The sequence below is a fragment of the Citrobacter sp. MNAZ 1397 genome (assembly GCF_023613995.1).
Lineage (GTDB): Bacteria > Pseudomonadota > Gammaproteobacteria > Enterobacterales > Enterobacteriaceae > Phytobacter > Phytobacter ursingii.
Genome location: NZ_JAKIVH010000006.1, coordinates 93689 through 107185, shown reverse-complemented (window position 1 = coordinate 107185; position 13497 = coordinate 93689). Strand labels below are relative to the sequence as shown.

At 53.9% G+C, this 13497-nt stretch carries 13 protein-coding genes; 4 read left to right on the top strand and 9 right to left on the bottom strand.

Annotated features, from left to right (window positions below; all coding sequences use genetic code 11):
• The first annotated feature begins 1 nt into the window (after nt 1).
• Nucleotides 2-439 (top strand): D-aminoacyl-tRNA deacylase, encoded by a 438-nt coding sequence (gene dtd, locus L2097_RS22865; protein ID WP_047372414.1) that lies wholly within the window; start codon nt 2-4, stop codon nt 437-439.
• 44 nt (nt 440-483) lie between these two features.
• Entirely contained in the window at nt 484-1425 is a 942-nt protein-coding gene (gene fabY, locus L2097_RS22860; protein ID WP_047372413.1) for a fatty acid biosynthesis protein FabY, read from the top strand.
• 47 nt (nt 1426-1472) lie between these two features.
• Here the strand turns inward: fabY and L2097_RS22855 are convergent, their stop codons facing one another.
• Together L2097_RS22855 and L2097_RS22850 are read right to left on the bottom strand one after the other, a co-directional pair.
• The gene (locus L2097_RS22855; protein ID WP_047372412.1) at nt 1473-1811 is read right to left on the bottom strand and encodes a nuclear transport factor 2 family protein; all 339 of its coding nucleotides are present in this window, start codon (nt 1809-1811) and stop codon (nt 1473-1475) included.
• Nucleotides 1812-1875: 64 nt separating this feature from the next.
• Complete coding sequence (locus L2097_RS22850) at nt 1876-2784, bottom strand: alpha/beta hydrolase (protein ID WP_250353737.1); 909 nt, start codon at nt 2782-2784, stop codon at nt 1876-1878.
• A 190-nt stretch (nt 2785-2974) separates the two neighbouring features.
• Between L2097_RS22850 and L2097_RS22845 the strand changes: the two genes are divergently transcribed.
• The gene (locus L2097_RS22845; RefSeq protein WP_250353736.1) at nt 2975-3124 is read left to right on the top strand and encodes a PIN domain-containing protein; all 150 of its coding nucleotides are present in this window, start codon (nt 2975-2977) and stop codon (nt 3122-3124) included.
• Between the two features lie 5 nt (nt 3125-3129).
• Here L2097_RS22845 and fdhE read toward each other — a convergent pair whose 3' ends face one another.
• From fdhE to fdnG, 7 genes are all read right to left on the bottom strand, one after another.
• On the bottom strand, nt 3130-4059 hold the full coding sequence (gene fdhE, locus L2097_RS22840) for a formate dehydrogenase accessory protein FdhE (RefSeq protein ID WP_229221724.1): 930 nt from the start codon (nt 4057-4059) through the stop codon (nt 3130-3132).
• A 106-nt stretch (nt 4060-4165) separates the two neighbouring features.
• On the bottom strand, nt 4166-4855 hold the full coding sequence (locus tag L2097_RS22835; protein ID WP_047372409.1) for a response regulator transcription factor: 690 nt from the start codon (nt 4853-4855) through the stop codon (nt 4166-4168).
• A 4-nt stretch (nt 4856-4859) separates the two neighbouring features.
• Complete coding sequence (locus tag L2097_RS22830) at nt 4860-6356, bottom strand: sensor histidine kinase (protein ID WP_250353735.1); 1497 nt, start codon at nt 6354-6356, stop codon at nt 4860-4862.
• Nucleotides 6357-6373: 17 nt separating this feature from the next.
• Entirely contained in the window at nt 6374-7717 is a 1344-nt protein-coding gene (locus tag L2097_RS22825) for a vWA domain-containing protein (protein WP_250353734.1), read from the bottom strand.
• A 174-nt stretch (nt 7718-7891) separates the two neighbouring features.
• Nucleotides 7892-8530: a formate dehydrogenase cytochrome b556 subunit gene (gene fdoI, locus L2097_RS22820; protein ID WP_047372407.1), complete on the bottom strand. Its 639-nt coding sequence runs from the start codon at nt 8528-8530 to the stop codon at nt 7892-7894.
• Nucleotides 8527-9429 carry a formate dehydrogenase subunit beta gene (gene fdxH / locus L2097_RS22815; RefSeq protein ID WP_039077360.1) on the bottom strand — a complete coding sequence of 301 codons (903 nt, stop codon included), beginning with the start codon at nt 9427-9429 and terminating at the stop codon, nt 8527-8529. Before fdxH ends, fdoI begins: the two co-directional genes overlap by 4 nt.
• A gap of 12 nt (nt 9430-9441) precedes the next feature.
• Nucleotides 9442-12492: a formate dehydrogenase-N subunit alpha gene (fdnG, locus tag L2097_RS22810; RefSeq protein ID WP_139800479.1), complete on the bottom strand. Its 3051-nt coding sequence runs from the start codon at nt 12490-12492 to the stop codon at nt 9442-9444.
• A 155-nt stretch (nt 12493-12647) separates the two neighbouring features.
• Between fdnG and fdhD the strand changes: the two genes are divergently transcribed.
• Nucleotides 12648-13484 carry a formate dehydrogenase accessory sulfurtransferase FdhD gene (fdhD, locus tag L2097_RS22805; protein ID WP_047372404.1) on the top strand — a complete coding sequence of 279 codons (837 nt, stop codon included), beginning with the start codon at nt 12648-12650 and terminating at the stop codon, nt 13482-13484.
• Nucleotides 13485-13497 lie beyond the last annotated feature (13 nt).

Here is a 13497-nt window from a genome sequence, read left to right as displayed (position 1 = left end):
CATGATTGCATTGATACAACGTGTATCCCAGGCCAGCGTTACCGTGGCGGGTGAAGTGACGGGTGAAATCGGTCCGGGACTTTTGGTGTTGTTAGGTGTCGAAAGGGAAGATGACGAGCAAAAAGCGAACCGCCTGTGCGAGCGCGTACTGGGGTATCGTATTTTCAGTGATGCTGACGGCAAGATGAACCTCAACGTTCAGCAGTCCGGCGGCAGCGTGCTGGTGGTGTCACAATTTACACTGGCGGCGGATACCGAACGCGGCATGCGTCCTGGTTTTTCCCGGGGCGCCGCGCCGGAAAAAGCGGAAGCATTATATGACTATTTCGTCAGTCGCTGCCGTAGCCAGCAGATAGAAACACAGACCGGACGATTCGCTGCAGATATGCAGGTATCGCTGGTTAATGACGGCCCCGTAACGTTCTGGTTGCAAGTATGAGCCAGCTTGCGGAGTTGCCACGGGTAACAAGAGAGAATACAGCTATGTATCACCTTCGCGTACCGCAAACAGAAGAAGAGCTAGAGCTTTACTACCAGTTCCGTTGGGAGATGCTGCGCAAGCCACTGCATCAGCCGAAAGGTTCCGAACGCGATGCCTGGGATGCCATGGCCCATCATCAAATGGTTGTGGATGAAGAAGGCGAAATCGTTGCCGTTGGTCGGTTATATATCAATGCCGACAATGAGGCTTCGATCCGTTTTATGGCTGTACACCCCTCCGTGCAGGATAAAGGACTCGGCACGCTGATGGCGATGACGCTGGAATCGGTCGCGCGCCAGGAAGGTGTGAAGCGGGTGACCTGTAGCGCACGTGAAGATGCGGTGGAGTTCTTCGCAAAGCTGGGTTTTATCAATGAGGGTGAAATTACCGCCCCGCAAACCACGCCGGTGCGCCATTTTCTGATGATCAAACCCGTGGCGACGCTGGAGGATATTCTGCATCGCGGCGACTGGTGTGGGCAGTTGCAGCAGGCCTGGTATCAGCATATTCCGCTTAGCGAAAAGATGGGCGTGCGTATTCAGCAGTACACCGGGCAGAAATTTATCACCACCATGCCGGAGACGGGCAACCAGAATCCGCACCATACGCTGTTTGCCGGAAGCCTGTTCTCACTGGCGACGTTAACGGGCTGGGGGCTTATCTGGTTGATGTTGCGTGAGCGGCATCTGGGGGGGACGATTATTCTTGCTGATGCGCATATCCGCTACAGCACGCCTATCACCGGTAAACCCAGCGCGATTGCCGATCTGGGTTCGCTAAGTGGCGACCTCGACAGACTGGCTCGCGGGCGTAAAGCGCGTGTTCAGTTGCAGGTAGAACTGTTTGGCGACGATAAGCAGGGTGCCTTGTTTGAGGCGGTCTACATCGTGTTACCGGCTAAACCGTATGGCGCTTTTGAAGAAGGCGGCAACGAAGAAGAGTAATTAGCGAGTCCGGCGCCAGGGTCGGACTCGACCCTGGCAACGTACAGCTATTCGGCAAAGTAAAACCACGCGGTTTTTATCAAACCATCCTGAACCTCATACACCGCCATATTCTCGATAACCTGCTCGCCAATGCCGTAGATTTTTTCGTGATCGAACACCTTATTCCCCATCACGGTACGGCTGAGTAACTCCGCCCGAAGCGCCGGGTTGTTAAAGCGATGCTGGCTGTAAAACGCGCGCAGCGCTTCCCGACCCCGTGTGGAAGGCGATGTGGCAGGCATGCGCCATGCGGTAAAGTCTTCGCTAAAACAGGCCGTGAACATGTCGATGTCATGGGCGTTATAGGCGGCAAATTGTCTTTCGACGGGCGCAACGATGGACATGGCGTTTCCTTAAGCTGAAAAACGTAATTATCATTTTTACGTTTTTTATTTCAACAGGATAGTGTCAATATCCCAACCGCCAGGCCAAATCTCTTATCGCCCCGCGTGCTGTTTTGCTGATGCCACCAAGCTGAAAGAAGCCGTGAATGACCCCCAGATGGTGCTGACAGGAACACTCCACCCCTTGCTCGGTCATCCGTTGAAACAATGCTTCGCCTTCATCGCAGAGCGGATCATATTCTGCAGTAAGAATATGCACAGGAGGCAGGCCGTTGAAATCATCGCGCCAGAGTGGACTGGCTTCCGGGTGCATTGGATCCGTGTCACCGAGATAGAGCGCGTAGCCGCTAAGCAGCGCATCACGGGTTATCACATAGTCCTCGCCGTTAGTGGTGTAGCTTTCAAAATAGGCGGTTGCATCGAGCATCGGATAAATCAGGATCAGTTGAGCGGGTTGCCATACCTGCGCCGCTTTAAGACGAAGTGCCGTGACCAGCGCCAGATGGCCACCTGCGCTGTCTCCGGCGAGGGTGATTTTTTGCCGATCCACGCCCAGCTCAGCGGCGTATTGCCAGATAAGCTGTGCTCCTTTCTGCGCGTCATCATGTGCGGCAGGAAAAGTATGTTCCGGGGCCAGACGATATTGCACCGCAATCACCCGACAGCCGCTATAAAAGGCGAGCTGGCGTAATGGTTTGTCATGAGTGGCAAATTCGCCGCTGATAAAACAGCCGCCGTGGTAATAGACCAGCGTAGGCAATGGGCCCGTTGCCTCAAGCGGGGAGATAACGCGAAATGTCATACCGTCGAGATGGACATCTTTCACATTGACCCGGGTTTCCGTTTCACCCGCCAGCACGGTACTGGCGATGTAGCCTGCTCTCCGTTCATCAATACTTTTGTCCCTCGAGGATGGCCGCCCGGCGGCGATAAACTCCCTGACCAGCTCTGCAATTCCTGTTTCCAGCGCCATTATCACACCTATTTTCTGTATATATATCCAGTGTTATAACCTGGATTTACGGCGATGGGAACGGCGATTTTTCGCAGGCGGGTGAAACGGGAAAGCGTCTCGCAAAGATGAAATGCAGGCCGTAAGGCGCCTGTATTAACGATCAATTTAGATTGCAGAGCGGCGTCTTAATCTGCGTCAGGAATAGGACATGGGGCGGCCAGACGCCATAATCCTGGCGATAGCGCAGACGCAGCGTCGTGAACGGGCAATGCGAAATACCTTTGAGTTTACCGGTGTACCGGGAGTGAGTGCGCCCTGGCAACGGCGGCCGGGCGCATTCACAATCTGGCGCAGATAATGACGTTACTCCCCCTCGCCGGGGAAGAGGAATGGATTAATGGAACTGCGGGCGAACCCTTCCTGTTCCATCCGGGCATCGAGTACCAGCGAGGCTAAATCATCAGCAACAGGTTCCACGTTCGGATCTTTTTCCTGATACAGAATCTTTAGGTAGGTACCGCAATCGCCGCAGCTTTCGGCTTTGATTGCCGCCTTCTCGTTGTCCAGCGACCAGTAGTGTAAATCGCGTGTCTGCTCGCAGTTGCTGCATTTGACGCGCACCACGTGCCACTCGGTTTCACACAGATTACAGTGCAAATAGCGCAACCCCTGGGTTGTGCCGATATGCACAACGCTTGAAACAGGTATCGATCCGCATACCGGGCAGAACTGACGCTGCTCGCCATATTCCGCCCGGGCTTTGCCGGGGATGAGGCTTGCCATTTGCGACCAGTAGAGGGAAAGCGCAGCCCAAATAAACGGCGCTTTATCACTGCTGACCGAACTAAAATCAGACGCAAACAGCGCGCTGGCCATTTGTTCCAGTTCCTGTTCGGAGGATTTTTCCAGATTTTCAATCACCGCCAGCGCGGGTCCACTCATCTCCGGCTTGAGTTCGGCAATGAGGGAATGCAGCAGTCGGTGCCAGTGCTTGTCGCGCGGCAAAACGTGAATATCCAGTGGCGGTTTGCCCTCGGCGGCGGCCTGTTTGATACGCGCTGTCAGATCGATCTCCAGCGGATGGTCGTACAGCACCACTTCCTGGGCATGGGCGATCAGCGCGGCAAAACGCAGGTAATCACCCAGCGGATTGTGCTCAGCTAACTCGCGCAGGCGCTCCGCCCGGCGGTTATAGAGATTTTTCAGTCTGGGGAATAATAACGGCGGAATGACCTCCGCCGTGCGTTTCTCGCTCTTCTCCAGCTCGTCTTGCGGGATTATGCGAATACTCATGCCGTAATGATTCCTGTCTTATGGCCCTCGCTCAGTATTGATGTAAGGGCGGAATGAATCTATTTATGATAACGGCATTTACGCAGGCAGCCATCCTTATTTAGGGCTATGTTTGAACCTGGTAGCGATATCCAATGCCGTGTACGGTGCGAATCAGTTGTGGGTGGCTGCTGTCCAGCTCAATGACTTTACGCAGGCGAGAAATATGCTGATCCAGCGTGCGGCTGTTGGGAAAGTAGTCATAGCCCCAGGCGGCATCAAACAACATATCCCGGGTCACCACCTGATTTTTATTACTGTAAAGACAGCTTAAAATCCGAACTTCCCTTAGCGTGAGCTCCAGTTTCTGCTCGCCGCGCTTCGCGCACAGTTCGTTGGGAAAAACCGTTAAGTCGCCGAAAGGAAAGCAGAGATTAGGTTGGGGAGCATTGTGGCTTAAGCAACGACGGGCGATAGTTTTTATCCGCGCCCGTAGCTCATGAATGCCAAAAGGCTTGCTGATGTAATCATCTGCCCCGAGTTCCAGCCCCACAACCCGGTCAATTTCTTCATCTTTGGCGGAGAGGAAGACAATCGGGATATGCTCGTTGTGCCGGCGAATTTCACGGCACACGGCATAGCCATCCATTTCAGGCATCATAATGTCCAGCAGCACGAAATCGGGCATGTCGCGATGGTAGCTCGTCAGCGCCGCACGACCATCGGGCGCGGCAATCAGCGTATAGCCCTCACGTGCAAGAGCATCCACAAGCCCCTGGCGGATATTGGCGTCATCTTCTGCAATCAGTATCTTCATGGTTTCATCCTTGAGGCAGTATCAGGGTAAAACATATGCCGGGGTTTTTCGCCGCGACGCGGATTTCCCCTTGCAGGCGTTGTGCCAGTTGGCGGGCGATAGTCAGACCAATGCCGGTCCCTGAAACACCTTCGGTAATGGACGATTTGACCCGATAAAACGGAAGAAAAATCATCTTAATCTCTTTCTCCGCAATGCCGGGTCCATAATCGCGAACGGCGATTTCAATCTGACCGGATACCGCTTGTGCCTCAATATCAACACGTTTTCCCTGGGCCGCATATTTTTCAGCATTACTCAAAAAATTGCTGATAATTTGCGTGATCATGTCACGATCGCTCCGTAACGTGATATTTCCAGGGCAGGCAATATGAATCTCTATTCCCTTTGCCTGCAGCGCCGGGGTGAAGATATGGGCAATCTCAGTGACAAGTTCTGACATATCCACCTCCCGGATATGCACGTTAGGTGCTCGGGTAAAGGTGAGGATGTTCTGGATAAGGCGGGTTAACCGTTGTCCTTCCTGGGTGATAACGTCCAGATAGCGTCGTTCGTGCGTTTGTTCGTCATCCAGACCTTCGCGTAGCAGTTCAGCGTATAAGGTGATATTGGTCAGCGGGGTTTTGAGTTCATGTGACACCTGGCTGACAAAATCGACCTGTTGTCGGGCGAGACGTGCAGCGCGAGTGTATTCCCGCCACAGTAAATATCCCAGCAGCGCGACACCCGCCAGTAGCAGAACAATTAACGCACAGCCCCAAATCCAGACGTGCCAGAGCGGAGCCTTCACACCATAAATGCTGATTTGCCACGTGGTCAGTGGGTAATCCAGCGTGTGGGAATCCAGAAGTGTTAACTGACTCAGAGTCGCCGGGGCGTTCTGATAAAGCTGGCGGCCATTCTCGGTCACTCTCACTATCAGCTGCGATTCCTGAGTGTCGACCTGAATGTTATTGATGATGTCCATCATCATCTGCACATAAGAAAGACGAAAGCCGATTACCGCGCTGTCTTTTAGTCGCCAGTAAATAAGCAGCGGCTCCTGCGTTTCGTTGGTAATAAACCATCCGGCCTGCGGCGATTCTTGTTCACCGTGAGCGATATGGCTGGCAAGCTGACTGGGATCGTTGACCAGGGGAGTAAGCTGACGCACCCACTCTTTATCCTCATTGCTTAACAGCTGACGCTCGTCGGGGAAAAGGAGCTGGTTTTTACGCATGATAAAAACGGCAGCAATATCATCGTCGCTCTCTTTTAGTGCGTTGAGCATGGCAGAATCGTCAGGATTGATAAAATCGCTGATGGCGTGAAGACGTGAAGCTTTTTGCTGCAGAAGCCCTTCGATACCGGCAAGTATGCTGGCGGTTTGTGTCCTGGCGAGGGTCTGCGCCTGGTACTGGCGTAGCAAAACTTCATGCTCCAGGGTGCGAAAGCCCAGATACGCAAGCAGGATAAAAAACATCAGCGTGGCGATGAGAAAAATCGGCTTACTTCCGGGCATCCGGCACTCCTTGTGGATCAGTTCGATTTTGAGCTTTGGTTCTTCGTCTTGTAACTTTGCTCTTTCAGCGATTTGCGCGATGCCTCTTTGCTTTCAGATTCCATTTTCTCCAGCAACTTGAGGTTTTCCTCCGCGCTTGCCTGCGCTTTCTTTTTGGGTGCGGGAGCGCGGACAGGCAGGGCGTTCAACGCGTTTGCGCTATCCTGCAACACCGCTTTCGCTTCATCCATTTTGCCTTCGTCGATGAGCTTTAAGGCCTGCTCGTTCTGAATGGCTGATTTTTGAATGGCGGAGTCAACGACGACCTCTTCCACCTGTGCTTTTTGCACCTCATCGGCAGACGCGGTATAGCGAATGGCGACGGATTCATCCCAGCGATCTTTTTGGTGGGTGGCCAGATTGTCGTAGCTGACTTTCACTTCGGCCAGCGGCTTACTTTGCGTCGCATCACCTTTGGCCGGAAGCACTTCCAGCATGACATATTTCTCCTGGTTGGCGTAAAGCTGGTTCAGTTTTACGCTCACGGTATTGCCATGGATGTCGCCTTCACGCCCCAGCAGTCGCAACGGTTTTGCGCCATTGTCCACTTTGATTTCTACCATCACATCCTGTGCGACAACGGACATCACATCGCCAAATTCATGGGCGAAGGCTTTTTCCAGCGCGTCAGTGTTTTGCACAAAAACGTGGTTACCGTCGCTGTATTGCGCAATGGCGGCCATCAGATCTTCATTGTAGCCCTCACCAATTCCCATCGTCGTAACGGCAATGCCTTTACGGGCGGCAATTTTACCCAGTTCCGCCAGTTCGCTGGTGGATGACGGACCCACGTTTGCCTGCCCGTCAGAAAGTAAAATAATGCGATTAACCTGCGCTTTATCGAGATATTTACTGGCTTCTTTAATGCCGCGACTGACACCAGCAAACAGCGCGGTGCCGCCACGCGGGGTGAGACGTTCACGAATCTGGCTGATGAGTTTCTCTTTATTATTGAGCTTGCCGGCCGGCACGATGACATCGACAACATCGTCATAAATCACGACAGAGAGCGTGTCCTGGCTACTCAGGGTGTTAACGGCCATCACTGCTGCTTCTGTCGCCTGCTGGATGCGATCGCCGCCCATTGAACCCGAACGGTCAATAACCAGCGCAAGATTAATGGGGCTACGCCTGGTGGCGCTGAGCGGGAACCCTGTCAGGGACACTTTCAGGTAGTTTTTTTCCTGCACATTTTCCAGCATCACGGGTGAGGCCAGGTCAGATTTGATGGTGACTTTCTGTTCGGGTTGCTGCGCACTGGCATTGGCCGTCAGGGCCAGCAGAATGAATGCCAGAGCGGCAAAGAGGTGTTTAAGATTCACGATACGTCTCCTTGTCATAAGAATCGCCTCCATTCTGTTGCGGCCTGGCTCCGGGTTGGTCTGTTATCTGTATTAAGTTGTCAAAAATTTGTCAAAACGTCGCAATCGGGCAAAAAAAAGCGCCGGAGAAAAACGTCTCCGGCGCCCAGTTATGCGTTCATGAACCCTGTGTCCTTACGGCAGGGGCTTATCCTGCTGTTTTTCGCGGACTTCACGGTACCAGCGCGGGTGATGTTTCTTCGCCCACGTTTTGGTGACCCAGCCTTCCACCATGGCGGTTATCGTGCCCTTCACCCACAGTGCGGCGTAGATGTGCACCATAATAACCACAATTAACGCAACGGCGGCAAACGAATGAACCATAATCGCAATTCGAATGACCGGGATAGAGAAAACGGGTGCGAAGTACGGACGCCACATGATGATGCCGCTCACCAGCAACAACACCAGGAAGAGAATCGCCGCCCAGAACACACATTTCTGGCCGAAGTTATAGCGCCCGGTATCCCCCACTTCCTCATTGACGACGATCTTACGAATATTCTTCGCCCAAAAGATATCATCCCGATTGATGAGGTTGTGATGCCAGTAGCGGAAGAACATGATGATGAACGACGCGAACATTACCACCCCAACAAACGGGTGCAGAATGCGTGCCAGCTGCGGCGTACCCAGAATGTGCATCAACCAGTTAAAGGACGGGAAAAAGAATCCCAGCCCGCTCACCGCCGCCAGCACGAAGCAGAAGGCGGTGACCCAATGGTTGATGCGTTCCGGCGCCGTGTAGCGCACGATGGTGTCACGTCTTTTCATTTGCGCACCTCGTCTTTTTCTTCATGCAGATTGTCGTCTTCTTCCTCTGCGCGGTTTGGACCGACACCGACGTAGTGGAAGATACTGGCTGCGAATGTCGCGGCAAAACCCACCGCGGCCAGCGGCTTCCAGATACCTTTCCAGAACTTCACGGTGGCACTGATTTCCGGGTTTTCCGGCAGACCGTGATACAGATTCGGCTTATCGGCATGGTGCAGTACGTACATAACGTGCGTACCGCCGACGCCGGCCGGATCGTACAGGCCCGCATTGTCATAACCACGTGTTTTGAGCTCCGCCACGCGTTCGCCTGCCAGCGTTTTCATATCCTCTTTGCTACCGAAGTGGATAGCGCCGGTCGGACACGTTTTCACGCAGGCCGGTTCCTGACCGACGGTAACGCGGTCTACGCACAGCGTACATTTGTAGACGCGATTATCTTCCGGATTCAGGCGCGGTACGTTGAACGGGCAACCCGCAATGCAGTAGCCGCAGCCGATACACTGTTCAGACTGGAAGTCGACAATCCCGTTGGCATACTGAATGATAGCCCCTTCTGACGGGCACGCCTTCAGACAACCCGGATCGGCGCAGTGCATACAGCCATCTTTGCGGATAAGCCATTCCAGTTTGTCGTTCTGCTCCACCTCGGAAAAACGCATGACCGTCCATGACTTAGCGGTCAGGTCCGCCGGGTTATCGTAAACCCCGACGTTATGTCCCACTTCATCACGAATATCATTCCACTCCGAGCAGGCTACCTGACAGGCTTTACAACCAATACAGGTGGTGACGTCAATAAGCTTCGCCACTTCCTGTTGGTGGTCCCGCGCCTGAGGCGCGGGGGTAAAACCGTTGGTTGCGGAACGACGGATAATATCTTGAGATTGGTAAGCCATAATTCGTCTCCGCTAGACCTTTTCCACATTCACCAGGAACGCCTTAAACTCCGGCGTCTGGGTGTTTGCGTCACCGACAAACGGGGTAAGGGTGTTAGCGATAAAGCCTTTCTTCGCCACGCCTTCATAACCCCAGTGAATGGGAATACCGATGGTATCCACCTCTTTGCCGTGCACGTTCAGTGTCCGAATACGCTTGGTCACCACTGCCTTGGCTTTGATATAGCCGCGGTTGGAGGAGACTTTCACGGTATCGCCCTGGACGATCCCCAGCTTGCCCGCCAGTTTTTCACCGATTTCCACAAACTGCTCCGGCTGTGCGATCGCGTTAAGCAATGCATGCTTGGTCCAGTAGTGGAAGTGTTCGGTCAGACGGTACGTGGTGCCGACATAAGGGAACTTATCCGCTTTACCCATCGCGGCCATGTCGTCTTTAAAGACGCGCGCGGCCGGGTTAGAGACAACATTCGGGTGCAGTGGGTTAGTGCCCAGCGGTGTTTCAAACGGCTCATAATGTTCCGGGAACGGCCCTTCCGCCATCTTATCGATAGCGAACAGGCGGCCCAACCCTTCTGGTTGCATGATAAACGGCCCCGCATCGCTACCCGGTGCGGCAGTGCTGTAATCCGGAATATCCACGCCGCCCCATTTCGCCCCATCCCATTTCAGAAGCTGGCGATTGGGATCCCACGGTTTACCCTGCGGATCTGCGGAGGCGCGGTTATACAGAATGCGACGGTTTAGCGGCCATGCCCATGCCCAGCCGAGCGTATTGCCAAGACCTGACGGGTCGGCATTATCGCGTTTGGCCATCTGGTTGCCGTCCGGTGTCCAGCTACCGGCGAAAATCCAGCAGCCGCTGGAGGTGGTGCCGTCGTCACGCAATTGGGCGAACGAACTGAGTTGCTGACCTTTTTTCACCAGAACCGTATTGGTCACCGGATCGATGATATCCGCCAGCGCTTTCCCGTTGCTCTCCATCGCCACCTCTTCCGAAGCCGGTTCGTGTGGTGTGGAGTAGTTCCAGGTCATGCTCAGCACCTGTTCCGGGTTGGCGCCGCCCTCTTCGGCGTACATTTTGCGCAGGCGCAGGAAGATGCCCGCCAGAATTTCACCATCGGTAACCGCATCTCCCGGCGCATCCTGACCTTTCCAGTGCCATTGCAGCCAGCGACCGGAGTTGACGATAGAGCCGTTCTCTTCGGCAAAGCAGGTACAGGGCAGACGGAACACTTCGGTCTGAATTTTCGATGAGTCAACGTCGTTCGACTCACCGTGGTTTTGCCAGAACGTGGAGGTTTCCGTGTTCAGCGGGTCGATAGTGACCAGGAATTTCAGTTTCGACAGCGCCGCCACGACTTTGTTTTTGTTCGGGAACGACGCGACCGGATTGAAGCCCTGGCAGATGTAGCCGTTCACCTGACCTTTAAACATCATGTCGAAATATTGCAGGACGTCGTAGCTTTTATCCCACTTCGGCAGCCAGTCGAAGCCCCAGTTATTTTCTTTCGTCGCTTTTTCGCCATAGAAGGCTTTCATCATCGAGACGAAGAATTTTGGATAGTTGCCCCAGTAGTTGACCTGGCCCTGCAACAACGGTTTTGGCGTGTTGGCGGTCAGATAGGTCTGCAGGTCCGTCTGTTTTTCGCTTGGCAGCGTCATGTAACCGGGTAGGCTTTGCGACAGCAGGCCCAGGTCGGTCAGTCCCTGAATATTGGAGTGTCCACGCAGGGCGTTAACGCCGCCGCCCGCCATTCCCATATTGCCGAGCAGCAACTGGATCATCGCCATGGTACGGATGTTCTGCGCACCTACAGAGTGCTGCGTCCAGCCCAGTGCGTACAGGAACGACGCGGTTTTGTCATGGGCACTGGTTTGTGCGATGTATTCGCAGACTTTCAGGAAATCCGCTTTTGGTGTGCCGCAAATGTTTTCCACTACTTCTGGCGTGTAGCGAGAAACATGCTGTTTCAACAGGTTCCAGACACATCGCGGGTGAGTAAGGGTGGTGTCGCGTTTGGCGAAGCCCTGTTCATCCAGCTCATAGTTCCAGCTTGAACGGTCATATTTGCGTTTTTCCGCGTCATAGCCGGTAAACAGGCCATCTTCAAAGCCGAAATCTTCACGCACGATCAGACTGGCGTTGGTATAGGCTTCGGTGTATTCGCGGTTGTATTTTTCATTGGTCAGCAGATACAGCAGAACCCCGGAAAGGAAAGCGATATCCGTCCCGGAACGAATGGGCGTGTAAAAGTCCGCGACCGAAGCGGTTCGCGTAAATCGAGGATCGATAACGATTAATTTGGCGCCATTATGGATTTTTGCTTCCATCGCCCAGCGGAATCCCACCGGATGCGCTTCAGCAGCGTTTCCTCCCATCACGATGATGAGATTGGCGTTTTTCATATCTACCCAGTGGTTGGTCATCGCACCGCGACCAAATGTTGGAGCAAGACTTGCTACCGTTGGTCCGTGTCAGACACGCGCCTGGTTATCCACGGCGAGCATGCCGAGGGCGCGGGTAAATTTCTGGGTTAAATAACCGGTTTCGTTACTGGATGCGGAAGCGCACAGCATACCGGTGGAAAGCCAACGGTTAACGGTGGTGCCTTCAGCGTTTTGCGCGATGTAGTTGGCGTCGCGGTCTTGTTTGATCAGTTTTGCGATGCGATCAAACGCGTCTTCCCAGGTGATTTGTTGCCATTTGTCGGAGCCTGGCGCACGGTATTCCGGGTATTTCAGACGACTTTCTGAATGAATGAAATCCACCAGACCTGCACCTTTCGGGCACAGCGCACCGCGGTTCACCGGGTGATCCGGGTCGCCTTCGATATGGAAAATAGATGCTTTGGCGTTTTTCGCGCCGTCGCCGAGGCTATACATTAACAGCCCACAGCCGACAGAACAGTATGTGCAGGTGTTTCGCGTTTCACGGGTGCGCAGTAATTTATATTGCCGCGTTTCCGCCAGCGCTACGCTGGGGGCAAAGCCCAGCGCCGCCGCCGTCGTACCTGCCATACCGCCAGCGCAGATCTTAAAGAACTGCCTTCTGCTGACCTGCATGGTTTGCTCCTTGTTTCGACATTGTCACGAGATTTTTTTACTTTGCGGTCGCCGCCGCAAAGGTACAAAATTGACGCTAATCCCCTGGCCCAAAAGGGGTATACGTTCAGAATATCATAATGTAGGTAAGACTGTTCTTATTCGGTTAAAACAACGTGAACAAAGTCCATACAGAACAACTCGAAAATGCAGACGTGATCACAGGTGCCCGCCGCGTTTCGCTGTGGTCGCGTAATGATCTGCAGCATTCCCGCCCTGATACCCTTGCGCAAGAGGTTCCTGTTGCCCTGGTCTATAACGGCATTTCTCATGTCGTGATGATGGCCTCGCCCAAAGACCTGGAGTGGTTTGCCGTCGGTTTTTCCTTATCCGAAGGGATTATTGAAAGCCCGCGGGAAATCTTCGGTATGGAGGTCGTGCCGTCGTGTAACGGTCTGGAGGTACAGATTGAACTTTCCAGCCGTCGCTTTATGGGGCTGAAAGAGCGGCGTCGGGCGCTGGCTGGCCGAACAGGCTGCGGCGTATGCGGTGTGGAACAACTCAATGACATCGGTAAACCTGTTGCGCCGCTGCCGTTTACGCAGACCTTTGATGTGGCAAATCTGGATCAAGCGCTGGCGCATCTCACCGATTTCCAGCCGATAGGCAAACTTACGGGGTGCACCCATGCGGCGGCGTGGATGCTGCCTTCCGGGCAACTTGTGGGTGGGCATGAGGATGTCGGACGCCACGTGGCGCTGGATAAACTGCTGGGCCATCGCGCCGATGAAGGGGCATCCTGGCAGACGGGAGCAGCGTTAGTGTCCAGCCGCGCGAGTTACGAAATGGTACAGAAATCAGCTATGTGCGGCGTGGAAATTCTGTTCGCCGTCTCTGCGGCAACCACCCTGGCCGTTGAGGTTGCTGAGCGCTGTAACCTGACGCTGGTGGGGTTTTGTAAGCCGGGCAGGGCAACGATTTATACCCATCCGCAGCGTTTGATTGCAGGGTAAGATATAAATCAGT

Bases quoted from the DNA above. Each gene is read 5' to 3' on its own strand.
- dtd (WP_047372414.1), top strand. From the start codon at position 2: ATGATTGCATTGATACAACGTGTATCCCAGGCCAGCGTTACCGTGGCG.
- fabY (WP_047372413.1), top strand. From the start codon at position 484: ATGTATCACCTTCGCGTACCGCAAACAGAAGAAGAGCTAGAGCTTTAC.
- L2097_RS22855 (WP_047372412.1), bottom strand. From the start codon at position 1,811: ATGTCCATCGTTGCGCCCGTCGAAAGACAATTTGCCGCCTATAACGCC.
- L2097_RS22850 (WP_250353737.1), bottom strand. From the start codon at position 2,784: ATGGCGCTGGAAACAGGAATTGCAGAGCTGGTCAGGGAGTTTATCGCC.
- L2097_RS22845 (WP_250353736.1), top strand. From the start codon at position 2,975: ATGGGGCGGCCAGACGCCATAATCCTGGCGATAGCGCAGACGCAGCGT.
- fdhE (WP_229221724.1), bottom strand. From the start codon at position 4,059: ATGAGTATTCGCATAATCCCGCAAGACGAGCTGGAGAAGAGCGAGAAA.
- L2097_RS22835 (WP_047372409.1), bottom strand. From the start codon at position 4,855: ATGAAGATACTGATTGCAGAAGATGACGCCAATATCCGCCAGGGGCTT.
- L2097_RS22830 (WP_250353735.1), bottom strand. From the start codon at position 6,356: ATGCCCGGAAGTAAGCCGATTTTTCTCATCGCCACGCTGATGTTTTTT.
- fdoI (WP_047372407.1), bottom strand. From the start codon at position 8,530: ATGAAAAGACGTGACACCATCGTGCGCTACACGGCGCCGGAACGCATC.
- fdxH (WP_039077360.1), bottom strand. From the start codon at position 9,429: ATGGCTTACCAATCTCAAGATATTATCCGTCGTTCCGCAACCAACGGT.